25 protein-coding genes are annotated in these 23,268 nt (G+C 71.5%); 17 read left to right on the forward strand and 8 right to left on the reverse strand.

The features are described 5' to 3' along the window. Positions 1-13: 13 nt before the first annotated feature. Complete coding sequence (locus ACZ499_RS19315; RefSeq protein ID WP_468676416.1) at positions 14-712, forward strand: B3/B4 domain-containing protein; 699 nt, start codon at positions 14-16, stop codon at positions 710-712. A 24-nt stretch (positions 713-736) separates the two neighbouring features. On the opposite strand, the gene ACZ499_RS19320 is transcribed toward ACZ499_RS19315, so the two are convergent. Beyond that, positions 737-1,468, reverse strand: coding sequence for a lysophospholipid acyltransferase family protein (locus ACZ499_RS19320; RefSeq protein ID WP_468676417.1), 732 nt, complete (start codon positions 1,466-1,468; stop codon positions 737-739). Positions 1,469-1,698: 230 nt separating this feature from the next. On the opposite strand from ACZ499_RS19320, the gene ACZ499_RS19325 reads away from it, so the two are divergent. From ACZ499_RS19325 to ACZ499_RS19350, 6 genes are all read left to right on the forward strand, one after another. Then, the gene (locus tag ACZ499_RS19325) at positions 1,699-2,019 is read left to right on the forward strand and encodes a TlpA family protein disulfide reductase (RefSeq protein ID WP_468676418.1); all 321 of its coding nucleotides are present in this window, start codon (positions 1,699-1,701) and stop codon (positions 2,017-2,019) included. 219 nt (positions 2,020-2,238) lie between these two features. Further along, on the forward strand, positions 2,239-2,748 hold the full coding sequence (locus ACZ499_RS19330) for a flavin reductase family protein (RefSeq protein WP_468676420.1): 510 nt from the start codon (positions 2,239-2,241) through the stop codon (positions 2,746-2,748). A 200-nt stretch (positions 2,749-2,948) separates the two neighbouring features. Continuing rightward, complete coding sequence (locus ACZ499_RS19335; RefSeq protein ID WP_067154787.1) at positions 2,949-3,734, forward strand: electron transfer flavoprotein subunit beta/FixA family protein; 786 nt, start codon at positions 2,949-2,951, stop codon at positions 3,732-3,734. Positions 3,735-3,802: 68 nt separating this feature from the next. Next, complete coding sequence (locus ACZ499_RS19340; RefSeq protein WP_468676421.1) at positions 3,803-4,765, forward strand: electron transfer flavoprotein subunit alpha/FixB family protein; 963 nt, start codon at positions 3,803-3,805, stop codon at positions 4,763-4,765. 160 nt (positions 4,766-4,925) lie between these two features. After that, on the forward strand, positions 4,926-6,224 hold the full coding sequence (locus tag ACZ499_RS19345) for a DUF6986 family protein (RefSeq protein WP_468676422.1): 1,299 nt from the start codon (positions 4,926-4,928) through the stop codon (positions 6,222-6,224). Between the two features lie 69 nt (positions 6,225-6,293). Beyond that, positions 6,294-6,716 carry a hypothetical protein gene (locus ACZ499_RS19350; protein ID WP_468676423.1) on the forward strand — a complete coding sequence of 141 codons (423 nt, stop codon included), beginning with the start codon at positions 6,294-6,296 and terminating at the stop codon, positions 6,714-6,716. A 7-nt stretch (positions 6,717-6,723) separates the two neighbouring features. Here the strand turns inward: ACZ499_RS19350 and ACZ499_RS19355 are convergent, their stop codons facing one another. Then, the gene (locus ACZ499_RS19355) at positions 6,724-7,761 is read right to left on the reverse strand and encodes a LacI family DNA-binding transcriptional regulator (protein ID WP_468676424.1); all 1,038 of its coding nucleotides are present in this window, start codon (positions 7,759-7,761) and stop codon (positions 6,724-6,726) included. A gap of 184 nt (positions 7,762-7,945) precedes the next feature. Between ACZ499_RS19355 and ACZ499_RS19360 the strand changes: the two genes are divergently transcribed. The 5 genes from ACZ499_RS19360 (at position 7,946) to ACZ499_RS19380 (ending at position 13,000) form a co-directional block, all read left to right on the forward strand. Beyond that, on the forward strand, positions 7,946-8,908 hold the full coding sequence (locus tag ACZ499_RS19360) for an ROK family protein (protein ID WP_468676426.1): 963 nt from the start codon (positions 7,946-7,948) through the stop codon (positions 8,906-8,908). A gap of 283 nt (positions 8,909-9,191) precedes the next feature. After that, on the forward strand, positions 9,192-10,484 hold the full coding sequence (locus tag ACZ499_RS19365) for an ABC transporter substrate-binding protein (protein WP_468676428.1): 1,293 nt from the start codon (positions 9,192-9,194) through the stop codon (positions 10,482-10,484). 81 nt (positions 10,485-10,565) lie between these two features. After that, positions 10,566-11,480 (forward strand): carbohydrate ABC transporter permease, encoded by a 915-nt coding sequence (locus ACZ499_RS19370; RefSeq protein ID WP_385535377.1) that lies wholly within the window; start codon positions 10,566-10,568, stop codon positions 11,478-11,480. Then, the gene (locus ACZ499_RS19375) at positions 11,477-12,400 is read left to right on the forward strand and encodes a carbohydrate ABC transporter permease (RefSeq protein WP_468676432.1); all 924 of its coding nucleotides are present in this window, start codon (positions 11,477-11,479) and stop codon (positions 12,398-12,400) included. The genes ACZ499_RS19370 and ACZ499_RS19375 overlap by 4 nt, the downstream gene beginning before the upstream one ends. A 132-nt stretch (positions 12,401-12,532) precedes the next feature. After that, a complete protein-coding gene (locus ACZ499_RS19380; RefSeq protein WP_468676434.1) occupies positions 12,533-13,000 on the forward strand; it encodes a DUF3761 domain-containing protein in 468 nt (155 codons plus the stop codon). A gap of 22 nt (positions 13,001-13,022) precedes the next feature. Here ACZ499_RS19380 and ACZ499_RS19385 read toward each other — a convergent pair whose 3' ends face one another. Beyond that, positions 13,023-13,199: a hypothetical protein gene (locus ACZ499_RS19385; RefSeq protein ID WP_385535383.1), complete on the reverse strand. Its 177-nt coding sequence runs from the start codon at positions 13,197-13,199 to the stop codon at positions 13,023-13,025. Positions 13,200-13,439: 240 nt separating this feature from the next. On the opposite strand from ACZ499_RS19385, the gene ACZ499_RS19390 reads away from it, so the two are divergent. Next, entirely contained in the window at positions 13,440-14,477 is a 1,038-nt protein-coding gene (locus ACZ499_RS19390; RefSeq protein WP_468676476.1) for an NUDIX hydrolase, read from the forward strand. Between the two features lie 12 nt (positions 14,478-14,489). Here the strand turns inward: ACZ499_RS19390 and ACZ499_RS19395 are convergent, their stop codons facing one another. Both ACZ499_RS19395 and ACZ499_RS19400 read right to left on the reverse strand, forming a co-directional pair. After that, positions 14,490-15,176 (reverse strand): MBL fold metallo-hydrolase, encoded by a 687-nt coding sequence (locus ACZ499_RS19395; protein ID WP_468409327.1) that lies wholly within the window; start codon positions 15,174-15,176, stop codon positions 14,490-14,492. A 110-nt stretch (positions 15,177-15,286) separates the two neighbouring features. Continuing rightward, entirely contained in the window at positions 15,287-16,651 is a 1,365-nt protein-coding gene (locus ACZ499_RS19400; protein WP_385535387.1) for a dipeptidase, read from the reverse strand. Positions 16,652-16,815: 164 nt separating this feature from the next. On the opposite strand from ACZ499_RS19400, the gene ACZ499_RS19405 reads away from it, so the two are divergent. After that, positions 16,816-18,045 carry a geranylgeranyl reductase family protein gene (locus ACZ499_RS19405; protein WP_468676437.1) on the forward strand — a complete coding sequence of 410 codons (1,230 nt, stop codon included), beginning with the start codon at positions 16,816-16,818 and terminating at the stop codon, positions 18,043-18,045. 61 nt (positions 18,046-18,106) lie between these two features. On the opposite strand, the gene ACZ499_RS19410 is transcribed toward ACZ499_RS19405, so the two are convergent. Further along, the gene (locus ACZ499_RS19410) at positions 18,107-18,559 is read right to left on the reverse strand and encodes a nitroreductase family deazaflavin-dependent oxidoreductase (RefSeq protein ID WP_468409323.1); all 453 of its coding nucleotides are present in this window, start codon (positions 18,557-18,559) and stop codon (positions 18,107-18,109) included. A 169-nt stretch (positions 18,560-18,728) separates the two neighbouring features. Between ACZ499_RS19410 and ACZ499_RS19415 the strand changes: the two genes are divergently transcribed. From ACZ499_RS19415 to ACZ499_RS19425, 3 genes are read left to right on the forward strand one after another with little or no spacing between them, the layout of a single operon-like run. Further along, positions 18,729-19,430 carry a TetR/AcrR family transcriptional regulator gene (locus tag ACZ499_RS19415; protein ID WP_468676439.1) on the forward strand — a complete coding sequence of 234 codons (702 nt, stop codon included), beginning with the start codon at positions 18,729-18,731 and terminating at the stop codon, positions 19,428-19,430. A gap of 59 nt (positions 19,431-19,489) precedes the next feature. Next, positions 19,490-20,776 (forward strand): sensor histidine kinase, encoded by a 1,287-nt coding sequence (locus ACZ499_RS19420; protein ID WP_468676440.1) that lies wholly within the window; start codon positions 19,490-19,492, stop codon positions 20,774-20,776. Next, on the forward strand, positions 20,773-21,438 hold the full coding sequence (locus ACZ499_RS19425; RefSeq protein ID WP_468676442.1) for a response regulator: 666 nt from the start codon (positions 20,773-20,775) through the stop codon (positions 21,436-21,438). Before ACZ499_RS19420 ends, ACZ499_RS19425 begins: the two co-directional genes overlap by 4 nt. Here ACZ499_RS19425 and ACZ499_RS19430 read toward each other — a convergent pair. Next, entirely contained in the window at positions 21,399-21,686 is a 288-nt protein-coding gene (locus ACZ499_RS19430) for a DUF6332 family protein (RefSeq protein ID WP_468676444.1), read from the reverse strand. The genes ACZ499_RS19425 and ACZ499_RS19430 overlap by 40 nt on opposite strands. A gap of 73 nt (positions 21,687-21,759) precedes the next feature. After that, the gene (locus ACZ499_RS19435) at positions 21,760-23,247 is read right to left on the reverse strand and encodes an MFS transporter (RefSeq protein ID WP_468676446.1); all 1,488 of its coding nucleotides are present in this window, start codon (positions 23,245-23,247) and stop codon (positions 21,760-21,762) included. Between the last annotated feature and the right edge of the window lie 21 nt (positions 23,248-23,268).

A 23,268-nucleotide genomic window follows, 5' to 3' on the forward strand; every position in this document is an offset into this window, starting at 1 on the left:
GGCACCCCAGACCATGACGCTCACGCTCACCGTGTCCGACGAGGTGTACGCGCTCGCGCCCGGCTTCACCCATGTCGCCGTGGAGGCCCGCGGACTCGTCAACGGCCCCAGCGACGAGGCGAGTTCGGCACTGCTCGACGAGGCCGCCCGGCGGCTGCGTGAGCGGCTCGGCGCGCTCGCCCCGCACGAGGACCCGCACATGGCGGCCTGGCGGGACGCGTACACCGCGTTCGGCGCCAAGCCCTCGCGCACCCGCAACTCGGCCGAGGCGCTCGCCAGGCGCGCGCTCGCCGACGGCGGCCTGCCGCGCATCAACCGGCTCGTCGACGTCTACAACGCGATCAGTGTCGCCCATCTCGTCCCGGTCGGCGGCGAGGACACCGACCACATCGCGGGGTCGATGCGGCTGGTGCGGGCCACCGGCGACGAGCCGTTCCCCACCGTCGCGGGCGGGGAGGCGGCCGTCGAGCACCCGGACGCGGGCGAGGTGGTGTGGTGCGACGACGAGGGCGTGACCTGCCGTCGCTGGAACTGGCGTCAGGGCGTGCGGACCCGGCTCACCGAGGAGTCCGTCAACGCGCTCTTCCTGCTGGAGGGGATGGCTCCGCACTGCGGCCTGGAAGAGGCGGCGGCAGAGCTCACCGAGCTCCTGGAGAAGGTGAGCCCCGGCGCGCGGATCACCGTCCACGCCCCGGTCGCCGCCGGGGCGTGACGATTCAGCGGCCGCCTCGCGGACTCAGCGGCTGGTGTCGCGCTCGCGCACCTCTTCGGGCGTGGGCGCGGTGCCGCCGAGGTGGGCCGGGATCCACCAGGTGTCCGCGGCGTCCTTGGGGCGTACGGGATAGGCGCGCTGGGCGGCTTCCAGAAGCTCCTGGCACCGCTCGCGCAGCCGCCGGGTGATGGCCCCCGCGTACTGGTCGGCGGGGGCCTCGACCGGCTCGCCGACCCGGATGGTGACAGGGATGTGGCTGCGCTTGAAGTTGCGCGGACGGCCCTTGGTCCACACCCGCTGGGTGCCCCACAGCGCCATCGGGATCAGCGGGACCCCGGCCTCCTGGGCGAGCCGGGCCGCGCCCGACTTGAAGCTCTTCAGCGTGAACGACTGCGAGATGGTCGCCTCGGGGAAGACGCCGACGATCTCACCGGAGCGCAGCGAGTCCAGGGCGTGCGCGTACGCGGCCTCGCCCTGCTTGCGGTCCACCGGGATGTGCCTCATGCCGCGCATCAGAGGGCCCGAGATCTTGTGCCGGAAGACCGACTCCTTGGCCATGAAGCGCACCAGGCGCTTCTGGGGCAGAGCGGCGAGGCCGGTGAAGATGAAGTCCAGATAGCTGACGTGGTTGCTGACGAGCACCGCGCCGCCGGAGCGTGGGATGTTCTCCGAACCCTGGGTGTCGATCTTCAGGTCGAGCGCCTTGAACACCGTGAGGGCGGCGCCGACGACCGGCCGATAGACGAGTTCTGCCATCTGGAGTTGACCCTTCTGTTCCCGGGGAGGGTTCTCCCGGTGGAAGTTACGCAGCCGTAGGTTTTCGGCGTTGGGCAGATCGTGCCCGATACGCGCCGTGGTGGCCAGTCCTGGGGCCTTCGGACGGGGAGATTCTCATCACGTACGCCCAGGTCGGGGCGGGCGGGAATCTTCCGGGCGGCGTGCGGTGCTGAACAGGCGGGACGGCAGGAACGAGGAGAGGAAGCGCGGTGCGCGAGGAGGGGCCGGGGCTGGGAGCAGCCCAGTTGGGCGCGGAGCTGGGCGAGCGGGCGACCCTGGTGCAGTTCTCCAGCGCGTTCTGCCAGCCCTGCCGGGCAACTCGGCGCACCCTGGCGGACGTTGCCGCGATGGTGGAGGGGGTCGCGCACGTGGAGATCGACGCCGAGGAGAACCTGGCGCTGGTGCGCGCCCTGGACATCCGGGCCACGCCGACCGTCCTGGTCCTGGACCGCACCGGCCGGATCGTGCGCCGCGCGGCCGGGCAGCCGCGCCGGGCCGATGTGATCGCCGCGCTGGGAGAGGCGGTGTGAGGGACGGTGCGAGAGGGGTGGAGCAGGCCGTGATGGATCTCCCACATCATCGAAGGCACTTGACTGAGGCCCCCGGCAATCGTCAATCTGACGATGTGCCGACCAGAATCCTTCTCTTCGGGCGCGTCCATGTGGACCTCGCCCGCAACGCAAGTGCGCGCTGTCCGGGCTGCTGAGCAGTCCACAGCCCCCTCGCACCCACCGCAGAAGGACAACTCCATGACGGCTTCGCCCGAGCTCGGCACCGCACGCGCCGCCTCCCCCCAGCTGTTCCGCGCGGTCTTCCGCCAGCACGCCGCCGGTGTGGCGGTGATCACCGCGCAGCGGGGCGGCCGGCCCGTCGGCTTCACCGCCACCTCCCTCAACTCCGTCGCCGCCGAGCCCCCGTTGCTCTCCTTCGGCATCGGCACCGGCTCCTCCAGCTGGCCCGTGGTCTCCGAGGCCGAGCACATAGGCGTCCACATACTCGGCGAACACCAGGAAGACCTCGCCGCGACCTTCGCCCGCAGCGGCGCCGACCGCTTCGGCGGCGGCACCCGCTGGCAGCCGGGCCCCGAGGGTGTGCCGGTCCTGGACGGCGTCCTCGCCTGGCTGGTGTGCCGGGTGGTCGCGCGCATCCCGGCCGGGGACCACCGCATCGTGGTCGGCGAGGCGGTCTTCGGCGAGCCCGCCGGCGCGGGCCGTCCGCTCCTCTACCACCAGGGTCGCTTCAACGCGTTGCGTGACTGAATCGTCTCCGTACTCACCGGTTACTCAGCGTTGGCAACGTCACAGTTCAAAGCGCTTGCTTACGGGGAACACAGTGGGTGTACTGACGAGTAATATTTCGTTCGGAGCGTCGGTCGCCCCGACCGGAAACCGCCCCATCAGGCGCCTATGCTGCGTGCAACAAGGCAGCCCAGAAATGACGATGCAGTAGGAGAGCCGGCGTGAGCTTGAGGATCGTTGTCTGTGTGAAGTACGTGCCCGACGCCACCGGCGACCGGCACTTCGCCGATGACCTGACCGTCGACCGCGACGACGTCGACGGCCTCCTTTCGGAACTCGACGAGTACGCGGTCGAGCAGGCGCTGCAGATCGCCGACGAGGCGGACGACGCGGAGATCACCGTGCTGACCGTCGGCCCCGAGGACGCCAAGGACGCGCTGCGCAAGGCGCTCTCCATGGGCGCCGACAAGGCCGTCCACGTCGAGGACGACGACCTGCACGGCACCGATGTCGTCGGCACCTCGCTGGTGCTCGCCAAGGCCATCGAGAAGACCGGTTACGACCTGGTCGTCTGCGGCATGGCCTCGACCGACGGCACCATGGGCGTGCTGCCGGCGCTGCTCGCCGAGCGTCTGAACGTTCCGCAGGTCACGCTGCTCTCCGAGGTCTCGGTCGACGGTGGCGTGGTCAAGGGCCGCCGCGACGGCGACACCGCGTCGGAGCAGCTGGAGGCGTCCCTGCCGGCCGTCGTGTCCGTGACGGACCAGTCGGGCGAGGCCCGCTACCCGTCCTTCAAGGGCATCATGGCCGCCAAGAAGAAGCCGGTGGAGTCGCTGGACCTGGGCGACCTGGACCTCGACGCCGACGAGGTCGGCCTTGAGGGCGCCTGGACCGCGGTCGACTCGGCCGCCGAGCGTCCGGCCCGTACCGCCGGCACGATCGTCAAGGACGAGGGCGAGGGCGGCAAGCAGCTGGCCGAGTTCCTCGCGAGCCAGAAGTTCATCTAAGGCTCGTCGACAGCTCGTAGCGCCCAACCGCCCCCAGATTCTTCGTACTTCGCAGGAGATTGAGTCCCATGGCTGAAGTTCTCGTCTATGTCGACCACGTCGACGGCGCCGTCCGCAAGCCCACCCTGGAGCTGCTGACGCTGGCCCGCCGCATCGGCGAGCCGGTCGCGGTCGCCCTCGGTGCCGGCGCCGAGGCCACCGCGCCGGCCCTCGCCGAGCACGGTGCCACCCGTGTGCTGACCGCCGACGCCCCGGAGTTCGCCGACTACCTCGTCGTGCCGAAGGTGGACGCGCTCCAGGCCGCGTACGAGGCGGTGTCCCCGGCCGCCGTGCTCGTCCCGTCCTCCGCCGAGGGCAAGGAGATCGCGGCCCGCCTCGCGGTCCGCATCGGCTCCGGCATCATCACCGACGCCGTCGACCTGGAGGCCGACGACAAGGGCCCGGTGGCCACGCAGTCGGCGTTCGCCGCCTCGTACACCACCAAGTCCCGCGTCTCCAAGGGCACCCCGGTCATCACGGTCAAGCCGAACTCGGCCGCCGTGGAGGCCGCCCCGGCCGCGGGCGCCGTCGAGGCGCTGGCGGTCACCTTCTCCGCGCAGGCCACCGGCACCAAGGTCGTCTCCCGCACCCCGCGCGAGTCGACCGGCCGCCCCGAGCTGACCGAGGCCGCGATCGTGGTCTCCGGCGGTCGCGGCGTCAACGGCGCCGAGAACTTCGCGATCATCGAGGCGCTGGCCGACTCGCTCGGTGCCGCCGTCGGCGCCTCCCGCGCCGCCGTCGACGCCGGCTGGTACCCGCACTCCAACCAGGTCGGCCAGACCGGCAAGTCGGTCTCGCCGCAGCTGTACATCGCGTCCGGCATCTCCGGTGCCATCCAGCACCGCGCCGGTATGCAGACCTCGAAGACGATCGTGGCGATCAACAAGGACGCCGAGGCCCCGATCTTCGACCTGGTCGACTACGGCGTGGTCGGCGACCTGTTCGACGTCGTGCCGCAGCTGACCGAAGAGGTTCAGACGCGCAAGGGCTGACCTGCTCGTTCGTTCCGCTCCGGGGGCCGCGTGGTGATCTTCACCGCGCGGCCCCCGGTCGTTTCGGGCAACCATTGACGCGAAGGTAGCCCATAACTAAATTCTGCTATGCGGATCGATGATTCCGGCCAGTGGAAAACTGAAGTGCGGAGGGTGCAGGATGGGTCAGCAGGAGAAGGTGGCGAGGAGCCTCGCGGGCGCGGTCAGCGAGGAGATCAGCGCCTCGCTGGTGGCCGTGGACGAGGAGCTCGCCCGCCGCTACCCGGGCGACCCCGGCACCCGCCAGCCCGTGCACACCGTCTACGTACCCGGTGACCTCTTCGACGCCGGCACCCTGCGCTCCTGGGGCGACCAGGCGCTGGCCGCCCTCGACGAGCACGCCCCGGACGCCGGCTCCTTCGCGAAGGTCCTCGGTATCGCCGACGAGCTCGCCACCCCCGTGTACGACCGGGTGCGCGCCAAGCTGGAGCGCGAGCCGGTGGAAGACCTGCGCGTGGACTTCGAGGACGGCTACGGCCCGCGCCCCGACGCCGAGGAGGACGCGACGGCCGCCCGCGCCGCCCGTCTGATCGCCGAGGCGTACGAGAACGGCGCCGCCGCCCCGTACATGGGCATCCGTATGAAGTGCATGGAGGCGGCGGTACGCGAACGCGGTATCCGCACCACCGACGTCTTCCTCACCGGCCTGATGGAGCACGGCGGCCTGCCCGAAGGACTCGTCCTCACCCTGCCGAAAGTCACCTATCCCGAGCAGGTCTCCGCCTTCGTACGGCTCATGGAGGCCTTCGAGAAGGCCCACGGCCTGCCCGCCGGGCGGCTCGGCTTCGAGATCCAGATCGAGACCAGCCAGTCGATCCTCGCCGCCGACGGCACCGCCGCCGTGGCCCGGATGATCGACGCCGCCGAGGGCCGGGCGACCGGCCTGCACTACGGCACCTTCGACTACAGCGCGTGCGTGGGCGTCTCCGCCGCCTACCAGGCCAGCGACCACCCCGCCGCCGACCACGCCAAGGCCGTGATGCAGGTCGCCGCCGCCGGCACCGGCGTACGGGTCTCCGACGGCTCCACCAACGTCCTGCCGATCGGCTCCACCGCCCACGTCCACGAGGCCTGGCGGCTCCACTACGGCCTCACCCGCCGGGCCCTTGCCCGCGCCTACTACCAGGGCTGGGACATGCACCCGGGCCACCTGCCGACCCGGTACGCGGCGGTGTACGCCTTCTACCGCGAGGGCCTGGGGCAGGCCGCGGCCCGCCTCGCCGCCTATGTGGCAAAGGCCGGCGGCGACGTCATGGACGAGCCCGCCACCGCCAAGGCGCTCAGCGGGTTCCTGCTGCGCGGCCTGGACTGCGGCGCCCTCGACGACGAGGAGGTCGCCCGCCTCACCGGCCTCACCCGCGCCGACCTCGACGGTTTCGCCTCCCCGCGCCGCGCGGCCCTCACCGTCACCGCCCCGTAGCCCCGGGCGCTGTCACCGCCGCCCCGTACCCTGTGCGCGACCACAACCGCGACAGGGAACGGGGCAGCGGTGTCTTCGGGGGTCCCGCAGGCGCCGTCCGCGCCCGTGCCCCAGCCCGTCGCCCCGCCGCGCGAGGCGACCGGCCACGCCACCGCGACCCCGGGCGGCGCCGGAGGCACGGCGGGCGGCGGCACCGGCTCCACGCCAGCCCCTTCCTGCCACTCCATCGGCGCGGGCAAGTTCGACAGCCAGGTGTGGCGCACCGCGAAGAGCTACCGGCACGACGGCGGCGAGATGGGCGTGCTCAACGCGGACACCAACTACTTCTACTGCCGGGTCGACCTGGGCCGCCGCGAGACGGACGGGAAGTGGACCGACACGTACTGGGCGCGCACCGACGACGACAGCGGCAACACCACCGTCTACGTGCGCGTGGTCTACCTCAAGGGCGGCGCCAACAACGCGCCGGTGCCGGGGCCGCCGGTCTGCTGACCGGCGGCTAGTGGCCGGGCGGGGGCGGGATCTCGCCCGAGCCGCGTGCGATGAGGGTGGTGGGGACCACCACGCGCGCGGGGGCCTCGTCCACGCCGTCGAGGCGGCGGAAGAGCCGTTTCGCCGCCGTGCGGCCGAGCGTCGCGGAGTCCTGCGAGATGACGGTGATGCCGAGCAGATCGGCCAGCTCGATGTCGTCGAAGCCGACCAGGGCGACCGGGTGCTCCCGGCCCGCCAGGGCCCGTACCGCCGTCACGGTCACCCGGTTGTTGCCCGCGAAGATCGCGGTGACGGGGTCGGGGCCGCTCAGCATCGACTCGGCGGCCGCGCGCACGCGCTCCGGCTCGGTGGAGCCGAGCGCGACCCATGCGTCCGCCACCGCCAGCCCCGCCTCCTCCATCGCCGCACGGTAGCCGCGCAGGCGCTCGGTGGCGGTGTGGATGCGCGGCTGGTCGCCGATGAAGCCGATCCTGCGGTGGCCGTGCGCCACCAGGTGCGCGACGCCCTCGCGCGCCCCGCCGAAGCTGTCGGAGAGCACCGCGTCGGCGTCGATCCGGCCGGCCGGCCGGTCCACGAACACGGTGGCGACCCCGGCCTTTATCTCGGGCTCCAGATAGCGGTGGTCGTCGCCCGCCGGGATCACGATCAGCCCGTCGACCCGGCGGGCGCAGAAGGCGAGCACCAGCTCCTGCTCGCGGTCGGCGTCCTCGGCGCTGGAGCCGTTGATCAGCAGCGCCCCGTGCGCCCGGGCGACCTCCTCGATCGCGCGGCTCAGCGGCCCGTAGAACGGGTCGGCCAGATCCTCCAGGACCAGGCCGATGGAGGCGGTGCGCCCCTTGCGCAGCACGCGCGCGCTGTCGTTGCGGCGGAACCCCAGGGCGTCGATGGCCTCCATGACGCGGCGCTCGGTGTCCGGGGTGACCCCGGCCTCGCCGTTGACCACCCGGGAGACCGTCTTCAGCCCGACACCGGCGCGGGCGGCGACATCCTTCATGGTGGGCCGGATGCCGTAGCGGGGCTCATGGTGGCGGGCGGTCTCGGCCACGTGCGGTGTCCTGTCGTCGTCGGGGGCTCAGCGGGCCCGGGGCGCTGGGGGCGGGGTGTCCGGGGCGGATCCGAGTGGATCGCGGTGTGGCGTCGAGCATAGGCCCTGGACAACGTTGTCAGGTGAATGGAGACTGTTCATCCGACTAGCTTGGCACCCTCGCCCACCAGGAGATCCGACACCGATGCAGACCGACCTCGTCGCCGCGCTCGACATCGGCGGCACCAAGATCGCCGGAGCGCTGGTGGACGCCGGCGGCCGACTGCTCGTACGGACCCAGCGGGCGACCCCCGCGCAGGAGGACGGCGAGACGGTGGCCCGCGCCGTCGACGAGGTCCTCGCGGAACTGGCCGGATCCGCGCTGTGGGGGCGGGTCACGGCGCTCGGCATCGGCAGCGCGGGCCCGGTCGACGCGTCCAGCGGGACGGTCAGCCCGGTCAACATCCCCGGCTGGCGCGGGTTCCCGCTGGTGGCGCGGGTGCGGACGGCGACGGGCGGGCTTCCCGTCGAGCTCGTCGGCGACGGTGTGGCGATGACCGCCGCCGAGCACTGGCTGGGCGCGGCCCGCGGCTACGACAACGCGCTGTGCATGGTCGTCTCCACCGGCGTCGGCGGCGGTCTCGTCCTCGGCGGCCGTCTCCACCCGGGCCCCACCGGCAACGCGGGCCACATCGGCCATATCAGCGTCGACCTCGACGGCGATCCCTGTCCGTGCGGGGCGCGCGGCTGTGTGGAGCGGATCGCCAGCGGCCCGAACATCGCCCGCCGCGCGCTGGAGGGCGGCTGGACGCCGGGGCCCGACGGCGACACCTCGGCGGCCGCCGTGGCCGCCGCCGCCCGCGCCGGGCACCCGGTCGCGCTCGCCTCGTTCGAGCGCGCCGCGCAGGCGCTGGCGGCGGGCATCGCGGCGACCGCGACCCTGACGGAGATCGAGATCGCGGTGATCGGCGGGGGAGTGGCCGGAGCGGGCGACATCCTGTTCGCCCCGCTGCGCCGCGCCCTGCACGACTACGCCGCGCTCTCCTTCGTCCAGGGCCTCAGGGTCGCCCCGGCCCTGATGGGTACGGACGCGGGTCTGGTCGGCGCCGCGGCCGCCGCGGCCAGCGCTCCGACGACTTTTCGCCGGGCGGTGCGTGCGGGAAGGTAGCTCCTCGTCACCTTCCTCCGGTTCCAGGGCGGATGAACCGATTCGCCACCCCTTCCCCCCTTCTTCTGCCACGCGCGTTTGCGGTAGAGCTTGTTGGAGTCTGTTGAAACAGAACGGGTAACGGTTGTTCGGAATCCCGTCAGAACCCTTGACGTCCCCATCGGTTGGGGGTGTGATCCAAGCCACGCGTTCGGTTGTGTTGGATTACACCCTGGAGGAGGGGGACATGGCGCAGTCATCGTTCAGAGGTCCTGCGGTGCCCGGGAGCGTGGCGGGACATCGGATGTCCCGGCGGAGCCTTCTACGGAGCGCCGCGTTCGGCGCCGGGGCGGTCACCCTCCCCTCCCTGATGTCCGCCTGCGACAGCGGGCCCGGGGGCGACGCCAAGACGATCCGGCTGGGTTCCAACTCCTCGGACGCGGTGCCGAAGAAGGCTTTCGCGGAGGCCTTCGCGGCGTACGCGAAGCAGTCCGGAGAAGGCCGCACGGTCAAGGTCAACACCGTCGACCACAACACCTTCCAGGAGAACATCAACCGCTATCTCCAGGGCAAGCCCGACGACGTCTTCATGTGGTTCGCCGGGAACCGTATGCAGTTCTTCGCCAAGAAGGGGCTGCTGCACGACATCAGCGACCTGTGGCAGAACTTCCAGGGCTTCTCGCCGGCACTGAAGGCGCAGTCGACGGGCGAGGACGGCAAGCAGTACCTCACGCCGTACTACTACTACCCGTGGGCGGTCTTCCACCGTAAGAGCGTCTTCCAGCAGCACGGGTACCAGCCGCCCAAGACGCTCGACGAGTACATCGCGCTCGCCAAGCAGATGCAGAAGGACAAGCTCGTACCGATCGCGCTGTGCGACAAGGACGGCTGGCCCGTGATGGGCACGTTCGACTACATCAACATGCGCACCAACGGTTACGCCTTCCACCGCGATCTGATGGCCGGCAAGGAGGCGTGGACGGACAAGCGGGTCAAGGAGGTCTTCGACACCTGGCGCCGGATCCTTCCGTACTGCCAGAAGGGCGCCAACGGCCGCACCTGGCAGGAGGCCGCGCAGAGCCTGCAGAAGAAGGAGGCGGGCATGGCGGTGTTCGGACTGCCGCACGCGGGCCAGCAGTTCCCGGTGTCCGAGCAGGGCGACCTCGACTTCTTCCCGTTCCCCGTCATCAATCCGGAGCACGGTCTGGACGCGGTCGAGGCGCCCATCGACGGGTTCCTGCTCGCCAAGAAGTCCAAGAACCTGAAGAACGCGAAGAACCTGGAGAGCGCCAAGGACCTCCTGAAGTGGCTCGCGAGCCCGAAGGCCGAGGACATCTACCTCGCCAGTGACCCCAACAACATCGCGGTCAACAGCGCGGCGGACACCTCCAAGTACAGCGCGCTCCAGAAGAAGTCCGTGGAGCTGATCTCCGGCGCCAAGCAGATCTCGCAGTTCATGGACCGCGACACCCGGCCGGACTTCTCCTCCACGGTGATGATCCCGGCACTGCAGAGGTTCATCGGCAACCCGAACGACGTGGACGGGCTGGTCAACGACATCGAGCGGCAGAGGAAGACGATCTTCGCCGCGGACTGACAGATGTCAGCTGTCGGCTGACATCTGATAGCTGACAGGCGTCAATTGGCCAACCCCCGCACCGACTTGGAGTACTCAGCCGTGTCGCTCACCTCCGCACGGCGCGCCGGACGACGAGGACCGCGGCGGTTCACCGCCCGCGACCTCGTCGTCCTCGGCGTGCTGCTGGGCATACCCGTCCTGCTCGACCTCGCCATCGTGTGGGGCCCGACCCTCGCCTCCGTCGTCCTCTCCTTCACCAGCTGGGACGGGATCGGCGACATCAAATGGGTCGGTACGGAGAACTACACCAACATCTTCACCAACTACCCGCCCTTCTGGCCGGCGGTCCGCCACAACCTGATGTGGCTGGCCTTCCTGGGCCTGGTCGCCGTCCCGTTCGGGCTGCTGCTCGCCGTGCTGATCGACCGGGGCGTCCGCTTCAGCCGCTTCTACCAGTCGACGCTCTACATGCCGGTCGTCCTGTCGCTCGCCGTCGTCGGCTTCATCGCCCAACTGGTCTTCTCCCGGGACCAGGGCGCCCTGAACGCGCTCATCGGCGACAAGCAGAACCCGACCGACTGGCTGGGCGACCCGGACCTCAACATCTGGATGATCCTGCTGGCGGCGGCCTGGCGGCACACGGGTTACGTGATGATCCTCTACCTGGCCGGGCTGAAGGCCGTGGATCCCACGCTCAAGGAAGCGGCGGCGATCGACGGCGCGGGCGAGGCCCAGACGTTCTTCCGGGTCGTGCTGCCGACCCTGCGCCCGGTCAATGTGATCGTGGGCGTGATCACCGTCATCGAGTCGCTGCGGGCCTTCGACATCGTGTACGCGGTCAACCACGGCCGCAACGGGCTCGAAGTGCTCTCCGTGCTCGTCACCGACAACATCATCGGCGAGGCCAGCCGCATCGGCTTCGGCTCCGCCATCGCCGTCGTGCTGCTGACCGTCTCCCTCGGGTTCGTGGTGACGTACCTGGTCCAGGAGATCCGAGGGGAGAAGAGCCGATGACCGTGGACACCGCACCCGTCGCCCCCGTCACCGCCCCGCCCGCGCCGCCCTTGGCCCGCCGCCGCCGCGCCCGCCCCGGCCGCCTGGGCGTGCACGCCTTCCTGATGGCCGTCTCGCTGGCCTTCCTGGCGCCGCTGCTGCTCGCGGTCTACGCGTCGCTGCGCCCGTACGACGAGACGGCCGAGTACGGCTACTTCTCGCTCCCCAAGCACCTCTCCTTCGACTACTACAAACAGGCCTTCAGCGACTCCGGCATGACGAAGTACTTCGTCAACACGCTGATCATCGCGGTGCCCGGCGTACTGGTGACGTTGTTCTTCGCGTCATTCGTGGCCTTCGCGGTCTCCCGGCTGAAGCTGCGCGGCGGCATCCTGCTGCTGATGCTGTTCACGGCCGGGAACCTGCTGCCCCAACAGGTCATCGTCACCCCGCTGTACGTGCTGTTCAACCGCATCCCGCTGCCGTACTGGATGTCCGACTCGATGACGATGTTCGACTCGTACTGGGCCGTCATCGTCGTCCACATCGGCTTCCAGATCGGCTTCTGTGTCTTCGTCCTGGCCAATTTCATGCGCACCCTCCCGCAGGAGATCCTGGAGGCGGCGATCGTCGACGGCGCGGGCGTGTGGACCCAGTACTGGCGCATCACCCTGCCCCTGTGCCGCCCGGCCCTGGCAGCCCTGGCCACGCTCCAGTTCACCTGGATGTACAACGACTTCCTATGGGCCCTGGTCTTCATGTCCGACGGCGACAAACTCCCGGTCACCTCGGCCCTGAACAACCTGCGCGGCCAGTTCTTCACGGACTACAACCTGCTGGCGGCGGGCTCGGTCATCGTGGCGCTCCCAACCCTGCTGGTGTTCCTGCTGCTCCAGAGGCACTTCATCGCGGGGCTCACGTTGGGGTCGAGCAAGGGGTAGAGCACGCATCCGCACGTAAAGCGAACAAGTGTCGGGCAACTGGCTGAATCCATGCGGTAACGAATGCGCAACTACCGTTACCCGCGGCCCTCCGTAGCGGTGAGATGGCCGTCTCATCGCCCAGGGGGCCACATGAAACACGCACGCATCTCCACCCTCGCCGCCGGATTCGTCGCGGCCGCCGCGCTCGCCCTCACCGGCTGCGGAGGCGGCGACTCCGGGGACGGCAAGGTGGGTGAGACGGTCGTACCCAGCCAGTCGTCGCAGACCCCGACGGCCGTCGCGACCAGCCAGAGCCCGACGCCCACGCCCACTCCGACGCCCACTCCCACTCCCACCGATCCGGCCCCGCTGCTGTCGCTCGGCACCACGCCGGACAGCGGCAGTACGGACGGAGCGGACGCGTCCGGTGGCTCGGGCGATGCGGGTGGCTCCGGGTCGTCCGGCGGTTCCAGCACGTCCGGCGGTGCGGACGACTCCGGCGGCAGTGACGACCACGGCGGTGCCACCGCGCTCTGCAACGACGGTACGTACTCGTACGCGGCCCACCACCAGGGCGCCTGCTCGCACCACCGGGGCGTCGCGGTCTTCTACCGGTAGGCGGCGCGGGCGGGGGCGGGGGTCAGTGCACCGCCCCCGGTGTGTACTGACGCACCACCACCAGGAACGTGTCCGACTCCAGGTCCATCACGACCTCCGCCGGCACGCCCTCGTCGCGGCGGTCGCGCGCGAACTCCTCGGCGGGCCAGCTGCCGCGCGGGCCGCCCGCGGGAAAGCGCTCCAGCACAGTACGACGCATCCGTCGCACCCCCTCACTCTCTTCCGGCACTCGCACAACGATGTTCCCATCAGATGCGTTACGGCCCCCCGTGGCCGGTGCTCATGGACAAGGACGCGTCGCGCGGCCGGAAAGGCTCGCGCAACGTGCAACAGGGTCGCCACAGTTGTGTACAAGATCAGGGCGCCCGGTTCCGCCCCGGGGTTTCCGTGGCACTCTGTTGCGGGCAATCCACTGGGGGCTATGGAAGAGGGGGAAACCGTGATCGTCTGGATCAACGGTGCGTTCAGCGCGGGCAAGACCAGCACCGCGCGCGAACTGGTCGACCTGATCCCGAACAGCACCTTGTACGACCCCGAGGTGATCGGCGGCGCGCTCCGGTACCTGCTGCCGCAGAAGCGGCTCGCCGAAGTCGGTGACTACCAGGACCTGTCCATCTGGCGGCGGCTCGTGGCGGACGGCGCGGCCGCGCTGCTCGCCGAGGTCGGCGGGGTGCTCGTGGTGCCCATGACACTGCTGCGGCAGGAGTACCGCGATGAGATCTTCGGGGGCCTCGCCTCCCGCCGCATAGCGGTGCGGCATGTGCTCCTGACGCTTGAGGAAACGATCCTGCGCACCCGGATCGCCGCCCGTGTTGAAGTCCCCGACGACCCAGAGGCCAGCGAGCGCTGCCGCCAGTGGGCGTACGAGCACATCGAGCCCTACCGCGCGGCCCTCGGCTGGCTGGCCGGGGACGCCCACGTCGTCGACAACGGTGCCCTGACCCCGCGCGAGACCGCCGAGCGCATCGCCGAGGCCGTACGCACCGGAGCCGCTCCCGTCAGCGAGATCGTCCAGACCCCGGAGCCGACCGCCGAGACGCTCGCCGCGGGGGTGCTGCTCTTCGACGAGAGCGACCGGGTGCTGCTGGTGGATCCGACGTACAAGCCGGGCTGGGAGTTCCCCGGCGGTGTGGTGGAGCGCGGCGAGGCGCCCGCCCGGGCGGGCATGCGCGAGGTCGAGGAGGAGATAGGGATACGGCTCGACCGGGTGCCCCGGCTCCTGGTCGTCGACTGGGAGCCGCCCGCCCCGCCGGGCTACGGCGGGCTGCGGCTGCTCTTCGACGGCGGCCGGCTGGACAGCGCAGGGGCCGGGCGGGTCCTGCTGCCGGGCTCCGAACTGCGCGACTGGCGGTTCGTCGGCGAGGAGGAGGCGTCCCGCCTGCTGCCGCCCGCCCGTTACGAACGGCTGCGCTGGGCGCTGCGGGCCCGGGAGAAGTCGACGGTGCTCAACCTGGAGGCGGGAGTGCCGGTGGGCTGAGGCCACCGCCCGTCAGTCCAGTTCCGCCGTCTCCCGCAGCACCTTCGCCGCGTCCCGCGTCAGCGGGTCCCCGTGCCCGAAGCACGCCACCGACGGGGCGAGCGCGGCGAGACGGCGGAAGGATGCCTGCGCGCGGGCGCGGTCGACGTTGAAGACGCCCAGCATCACCTGGCCGATTCCGGCCACGCAGTCGCCCGTGAAGAGCACGCCGTGGCGGGGCAGATGGATGCCGATCGAGCCGTCGGTGTGGCCGGGTGAGTGGACCACCACCGCGCCGCCGCCGAAGTCGAGCACCTCACCGTCCTCGACTTCACGGTCGACCCGCGTCGGGGGTGCCTCCGGCACCGTCAACGCGTGCTCGTACAGCGGAAGTTCCCACTCCAGCAGAACCGGTTCCGGCACCGGCCGCTCACCCCGGATCACCGGCGCGTCGAGCCGGTGGGCGACCACCTCAGCCCCGTACCGCCCGGCCAGCTCCCCGGCCGCGCCGTAGTGGTCGCGGTGGCCGTGGGTGATCACGATCCGGCGGATGGCGGCCGGGTCGAGGCCGAGGCCGCGGATCGCGTTCTCCATGGGCGCGGCGGCGTTGACGTCACCCGCGTCGACCAGCGTCAACTCATCCCCGTCGCGCCACAGATACGCCTGGCCGATCGGGAAGCGGAACATGTGCAGTTCGGGAGTGACCCGTACGAGATCCATGCGGCGAACGTACGGCGGCGGTGGCGTCCGCCGCACGGATCTACGCTCTGCGCGATTCCGCCCAGAGCTTGACGGGTTCCCTCACGCCTCCGAAGAGGAGTGACGTTTCGTCAGGCCTGCTTGGAGCGCGCGTAGTTGACCAGGAAGTGCGCCTCCGCGACCGAGAGCCGCTCCAGCTCCTGCGGCGACACGCTCTCGTTCACCGCGTGGATCTGCGCCTCCGGCTCGCTCAGCCCGATCAGCAGGATCTCGGCCTGCGGGTAGAGCGCGGCCAGGGTGTTGCAGAGCGGGATGGAGCCGCCCATGCCGGAGGACTGCATCTCCTCGCCCGGGTACGCGATCCGCATCGCCTCGGCCATCGAGGTGTACGCCGGGCTGGTGATGTCCGCGCGGAACGGCTGGCCCTGGCCGACCTGCTCGAAGGAGACCCGCGCGTTCCACGGCGTGTGCTTCTCGATGTGGGCGAACAGCAGCTTGGTCGCCTCGGCCGCGTCCTGGCCGGGCGGCACCCGCAGGCTGATCTGCGCCCGTGCGCTCGCCGGGATGGACGGGGTCGCGCCCGCCACCGGGTGGCAGTCGATCCCGATCACGGTGACGGCCGGACGCGCCCAGATGCGGTCGGCCACCGTGCCCGTGCCGGGCAGCCCCACCCCGTCCAGGACCCTGGCGTCCTTGCGGAACTCGCCCTCCGGGTACTGCAGCCCGTCCCACGAGGCCTCGGCGGGCAGCCCCTCGACGGCCGTCTGCCCGTTCTCGTCCCGCAGCGAGTCCAGTACGCGGATGAGCGCGGCCAGCGCGTCGGGCGCCGCGCCGCCGAACTGGCCCGAGTGCAGGTTGCCTTCGAGCGTGTCGATCCGCACCCGGATCATCGTCATCCCGCGCAGGGTCGCGGTGACCGTCGGCAGACCGACCCGGAAGTTGCCGGTGTCGCCGATGACGATCGCGTCGGCCGTCAGCAGCTCGGGGTGCGCCTCGGCGTACCGCTCCAGACCGCCGGTGCCCTGCTCCTCGGAGCCCTCGACGATCACCTTCACGGAGACCGGGACGCCGCCGTTCGCCTTCAGGGCGCGCAGCGCCAGCAGGTGCATGATGAACCCGCCCTTGCAGTCGGCGGCCCCGCGCCCGTACCAGCGGCCGTCGCGCTCGGTCAGCTCGAACGGCGGGCTCAGCCACGCGGACTCGTCCAGCATCGGCTGGACGTCGTAGTGCGCGTACAGCAGAACGGTGGGGGCGTCCGCCGGGCCGGGCAGGAAGCCGTAGACCGACTGGGAGCCGTCGGGGGTGTCGAGGAGGGCCACGTCCCGGAAGCCCTCGTCGCGCAGCGCCCCGGCCACCCACGCCGCGGCCGCCTCGCACTCGCTCCTCGGCGCCACCGCCTCGTCCGCCACCGAATGGAACGCCACCAGTTCCGTGAGCTCCGCCTGCGCACGGGGCATCAGTGAGGTGATGGTCTCGGCGATCGGATTCGCGGTCATGGGCACGCTCCTCGTGGGTGCGACGTTGATGTACGTGTACGCAAGTGCACGTGAATGTATGACGAAGGTCGGGCCGATCCTCCCACAGGGTGGGTGGGCCCTACCGCGCCGTAGGATGCCGTCGTCAGCGTGACCACGGGTCGGATCAGGAGCAGAAGCACATCGTGAGCAGCGAGAACGCAGATGCCGGGACGCAGCACGACGAGCCGCAGGCCTCGTCCGTGTGGGATGTCGTCGTGGTCGGCGCCGGACCCGCGGGGGCCTCGGCGGCCTACGCGGCGGCGGTCGCGGGCCGACGGGTGCTCCTCCTGGAGAAGGCCGAGCTGCCCCGCTACAAGACGTGCGGCGGCGGCATCATCGGACCGTCGAGGGACGCACTGCCGCCCGGGTTCGAACTGCCCCTGAAGGAGCGGGTGCACGCGGTCACCTTCTCCCTCAACGGCAAGTTGACGCGCACCCGCCGCTCCCGGCAGATGCTCTTCGGCCTGATCAACCGGCCGGAGTTCGACGCCGGTCTGGTCGAGGTGGCCCAGAAGGCGGGCGCCGAACTGCGCACCGGAGTGACCGTCCAGCGCGTCGAGCAGCACGGCTCGGCCGTGCCCGACCGGCGTACGGTGGCGGTCGTCCTGGCCGGCGGCGAGACCGTCCTCGCGCGCGCGGTCGTCGGCGCCGACGGCAGCGCGAGCCGGATAGGAGCGCATGTCGGCGTCAAGCTCGACCAGGTGGACCTCGGCCTGGAGGCGGAGATCCCGGTGCCCGCGACAGTGGCCGAGGACTGGGCGGGCCGGGTGCTCATCGACTGGGGGCCGATGCCCGGGAGTTACGGCTGGGTCTTCCCCAAGGGCGACACGCTCACGGTCGGGGTGATCTCGGCGCGTGGCGAGGGCGCCGGGACCAAGCGGTACCTGGAGGACTTCATCGCCCGGCTCGGCCTCGCCGGCTTCGAGCCCGCGATCTCGTCCGGGCATCTGACCAGGTGCCGCAGCGACGACTCGCCGCTGTCGCGCGGCCGGGTCCTGGTGTGCGGGGACGCGGCGGGGCTGCTGGAGCCGTGGACCCGGGAGGGCATCTCGTTCGCGCTGCGCTCGGGGCGGCTCGCGGGCGAGTGGGCGGTGCGGATCTCGGAGTCCCAGGACGCCGTGGACGCCCGCCGCCAGGCGCTGAACTACGCCTTCGCCATCAAGGCGGGCCTCGGCGTCGAGATGGGCGTGGGCCGCCGGATGCTGGCGCTGTTCGAGAAGCGCCCGACGATGCTGCACGCCGCGATCACCGGTTTCCGCCCGGCATGGAAGGCCTTCGCGGACATCACCCGTGGCACGACGACCCTGGCGGGCATGGTGCGCTCGCACCCGATGGCGCGGCGCGTCCTGGACGTGGTGGACCGCCGCTCCTGAGCGTGGGCGATGCGGGTCCGTGCCGGGAGGCCGGGCCCGCGCCCCGGTGGCCGGGCCCGGCTCAGGCGTCGACGGTTATGCGGAACACCGGGTGGTCGGGAGCGGCGGCGAGTAGTTCGTCGTCGCTCGACTTCGCGGTGACGCCCTTGAAGTACTGGTTGACCTCCCACCCCCAGCGCTCCAGGTAGGCGCGCAGGATGGCGGTCTTCTCGCTGTCCGGGACCTCCACGGCGGTGAAGGCGCGGACCTTGCGGCCGACGCGCAGCTCACCGCCGCCCGCCGCCCGCATGTTGCGCACCCACTGGGAGTGCCCGCGGGCCGAGACCAGGTACTGCGCGCCCTCGTACGTGTGCGGGTTGACCGGCACGCGCTGCATCTGGCCGCTCTTGCGGCCGCGGACCGACATCTCGGCGGTACCGGCCAGGCTGAGGCCGTGGCGGGCGAGCCAGCCGATGACGCTGTTCATCTTGACGGTGAAGCGGCTGCCCTGGAGGTAGTACGGCTGCGACGACATCGGGGACTCCCTGCTGTGGCTTCGAGAGCACTGCTCTCGCTTGAGAGCAGTCTGCACGGAACCGGTGCTCCAAAGCAAGAGCGGTGCTCTCGAAATTATTCAGGGCTCACTGGCCGGATCAGTGCTCTCATTCCGGGGCGCCGCTCTCGGTGATGGCAGAATGGCCTCCATGAGCACCGTCCAGGGCGCCCGAGCCCGCGCGCGTACCGAAATCACTGCGGCCATCAAGGACGAGGCGAGGAGACAGCTCGCCGCCGAAGGCGCCTCGAAGCTGTCGCTGCGCGCCGTCGCCCGCGAGCTCGGCATGGTCTCCTCCGCCCTCTACCGCTACTTCCCGAGCCGCGACGACCTGCTCACCGCGCTGATCGTGGACGCCTACGACGCCGTGGGCGAGGCCGCCGAGCGGGCGCTCGCGCAGGCCGCGCCCGCCGACGCGCCCGCCGGGCGGTGGGTCGCCGTCTGCCGGGCCGTGCGGGCCTGGGCACTGGCCCACCCGCACGAGTACGCGTTGATCTACGGCTCGCCCGTCCCCGGCTACACCGCGCCCCAGGCCACCGTCGGCCCCGCCTCGCGCGTGGGGCTGGTGCTCATCGGGATCGTGCGCGACGCGCACCAGGCCCGGGGCATCGCCGTTCCCCGGCTCGCCCCGGAGCTGCGCGCGGAGGCCGACCGGATGGCCGCCGACTTCGCGCCCGGCCTGCCGCCGGCGGTCGGCCCCGCGCTGGTCGCCGCGTGGGCGCAGCTCTTCGGGCTGATCTCGTTCGAGCTGTTCGGCCAGTTCCACCGCGTCGTCGAGGAGCGGGACGCCTTCTTCGCGCACGCGGCCGCCGGGCTGGCCTCCTCGGTGGGCCTGGTACTCCCCGGGGAGTAGCCGCGGTCACCGCACCGGGCTGACGCCCGGGCGCCCCGCCCGGGGCTAGCGTGGCCGGTATGGAAGAGCAGCACTCAGCGCGCCCCGCCCGCTGCGACGATCCCCCCTGGGTGCGGGGTCCGGCGCCGCTCCCGCCCTGGGCGCGGATGTGGGTCCCGGGCGCGGGCGGCGGTGTGGACACCCGGGGGCGCTCGCGGCTGCCGTGGCCGTCCACCCTGGTGCTGACCGCGGTGGTGCTGGGCGGCTCCACCTTCGTCGCGCACAACCAGACCGAGCGTGCCTCCCTCGACGTCTTCGCCCGGCTGCTGCTCCTCGCGAGCTGCGCGGTGCTGCTGCTGCGCCGCCGCCACCCCGTGCTCGCCGTGTTCGGCTCGGCGGGCGCCGCCATGGTCTACCTCGGCGCCGGATATCCGTACGGGCCGATCTTCCTCGCGGTGGCCGTCGGCTGCTTCGCGGCGATCGTCGCCGGACACCGTCGGGCCGCCTGGGCAGCGGTCGGGATGCTCTGGCTCGGCCATGTCCTGGTCGCCCACTGGCTCTACCGCTGGCTGCCCCCGGGCGGCGACCGGGCCGCGCCCTGGGGGCAGGAACTGGTCGTCGCCGCCTGGGTGCTGGCCATCGTGGCGATCGCCGAGCTCACCCGCGTACGCCGGGAGCAGTGGGCCAGGGCGGGGGCCGAGCGGGCCGCCGCCGACCGGCGGCGTGCCGACGAGGAGCGGCTGCGGATCGCGCGCGAGCTGCACGACGTGCTGGCGCACAGCATCTCGGTCATCAACGTCCAGGCGGGCGTGGGCCTCGCACTGCTCGACTCCGACCCTGAGCAGGCCCGTACCGCGCTGACCACCATCAAGTCCGCCAGCAAGGAGGCGCTGGGCGAGGTGCGCCAGGTGCTCGACACCCTGCGCACCCCGGGCGACGCACCCCGCTCGCCCGCGCCCGGCCTCGACCGGCTGCCCGAGCTCGTCGAACAGGCCGCGGCGGCCGGGCTCACCGTGGAGACCGCCACGACCGGCTCGTCCAGGGCGCTCCCGCCCGGGGCCGATCTCGCCGCCTTCCGCATCGTCCAGGAGGCGCTCACCAATGTGGTGCGCCACTCCGGCTCCCGTACCGCGCGCGTAGTGCTCGACTACGCGCCCGACGTGCTCGAAGTGCGCGTGGACGACGACGGACCGGCCGGTCCCGGGAACGCGGGCGGCAGTGGGAACGGCCTGATCGGCATGCGGGAGCGGGCCGCCGCGCTCGGTGGCACCATCGAGGCGGGCCCGCGCCCGGACGGCGGCTTCCGGGTGGTCGCCCGGCTCCCGCTCACCCGCACCGCACCCGCCGCACCGAGGGAGACCCCGTGATCCGCGTACTGCTCGCCGACGACCAGTTGCTCGTACGGGCGGGTTTCCGGGCGCTGCTCGACGCCCAGCCGGACATCGAGGTCGCGGGCGAGGCCGCCGACGGCGAGGAGGCGGTGCGCCTGGTGCGCGAACTGCGGCCGGACGTCGTCCTGATGGACATCCGCATGCCCACCCTCGACGGGCTCGCCGCCACCCGGCGGATCACCGGCGACGGGGAACTGGACGCCGTGAAGGTGGTGATGCTCACCACCTTCGAGCTCGACGAGTACGTCTTCGAGGCGATCCGCGCCGGCGCCTCCGGGTTCCTGGTCAAGGACACCGAGCCGGAGGAACTGCTGCGCGCGGTACGGGCCGTGGTGGACGGGGGCGCGCTGCTCTCGCCCGGGGTGACCCGGCGGCTGATCGCCGAGTTCGCCGCCCGCTCCAAGGAACCGGCCACGGCCGAGAGCCTGGGCGAACTGACCGAGCGGGAGCGGGAGGTGATGGCCCTGGTCGGGATCGGGCTCTCCAACGAGGAGATCGCGCGCCGCCTGGTCGTCAGCCCGCTCACCGCCAAGACCCATGTCAGCCGCACCATGGTCAAGCTCGGTGCCCGCGACCGGGCCCAACTGGTGGTGCTGGCCTATGAGTCGGGCCTGGTGCGGCCCGGCTGGCTCGGCTGACGGCGGCCGGGCTCGCCCGCGTACGAGAAGTGCCACAGGACGTGCACGGTCCTGCTGACGAAGGCGAGCACGGCGGCGGCCGACCCGGCCAGGAGCAGCAATCCCCGTGCGGGATGGCGCAGTTCGAAGAAGAAGGCGGGCCCGGCGACCGCGCCGAAGGCGAGCAGGGCGGCCAGCGAGGCGGTCACCACGGCGTACATGATCTCGACGGTGAGGGCGTCGCGTTCACCCTGGCTCCGGTTGCCCATGGGAGCAGTCTCCACACAGATACGGCCGACGGGCAACAAGCACCCGTCGGCCGCACCCTCCCCCGAGGAGGCGTCAGTCGCCGACGGCGACCTTCGCGGGCTCCTGGGCGGCGGCCGCGTCCCCGGCCGGTCCCACGACGACCAGCGTCTGCCGGTCGGTCTTGGTGCGCAGCCCGGTCAGGGTGATGAGGAGACCGGCGAACGCGATACCGGTCACCACCATCAGACCCGGCCGGAAACTGTCGAGCAGGTCCTGCGGCGAGTCGCCCCGGTCGCCCGCGGTGATCACGGCCGTCACCACGGCCAGGAAGATCGCGCCGCCCACCTGGATCGAGGTGTTGAGCAGACCCGAGACCATGCCCTGCTCGCTGTCGTCCACGCCGGTGGTGGCCTGGATGTTGAGCGAGGGGAAGACGAGCGCGCAGGCCGCGCCGAGCAGCAGCATCGACGGCAGGATGACCGCGGCGTACTGCGGGGTGAGGCTGATGCGCAGGAACAGGGCGTACGCGAGGACCAGGGCTGCGAAGCCGATGGCGATGATGCGCGGGGTGCCGAAGCGGTCGACGACCGACCCGATCTTCGTCGAGGAGAGGGCGACGAGCACACCGGCGGGCAGGAACGCGAGCGCGGTCTGGAGCGCGGTCCACTGGAGCACCGACTGCATGTACTGGGTGACCATGAACTGGAAGCCGACGTACGAGCCGAAGAAGGCGGCTGCGCCCAGCTGGGTGCGGACCTGGGTGCCGGAGCGGAGCACGCCGAGCCGGACGAGCGGGCTCGCGGTGCGCTGCTCGATCCGTACGAACAGGGTGAGCAGGACGGCGACGGCGAGGAAGGACAGCAGCGTACGGGCGGAGGCCCAGCCGGCTTCGGGCGCCTGGACGACGGTGTAGACGAGCAGCAGCATCGAGCCGGTGCCGGTGATGGCGCCGGGCACGTCGTAGTGGCGCTTGCCCTCGGGGCGGTCGCTGTGCGGGATGAGCTTGAGGCCCGCGACCAGGGCGATCAGGGCGACCGGCGCCGGGAGCAGCATGGTCCAGCGCCAGCTCAGCTGGGTGAGCAGACCGGACAGGACCAGGCCCATGGAGAAGCCGGTGGCGGCGCAGGTGGTGTAGATGGAGAGCGCGCGGTTGCGCTGCGGGCCCTCCTTGAAGGTCGTGGTGATGATCGAGAGGCCGGCGGGCGCGGTGAACGCGGCGCTGAGGCCCTTGATGAAGCGGCTGGCGATCAGCAGCGGCCCGGAGTCGACGAGCCCGCCGAGCAGCGAGGCCAGCGCGAAGACGCCGAGCGCGATGAGGAACACCTGGCGGCGGCCCATCAGGTCGGCCGCGCGGCCGCCGAGGAGCAGCAGGCCGCCGTAGCCCAGGATGTAGCCGCTGACGATCCACTGGAGCGTCGAGGTGGTGAGGTGCAGATCGGTCGCGATCGAGGGCAGGGCGACGCCGACCATGGAGACGTCGAGGGCGTCGAGGAACATCGCGGCGCACAGCACCAGCAGGGTGCCCCACAGCCGGGGGCTCCAACGCTCTTGGCTGGACGGGACGTTGAGCGGAGTGGTCATGCGGAGCAGACTACATGCACA

The sequence above is a fragment of the Streptomyces sp. NPDC031265 genome, from assembly GCF_055570295.1.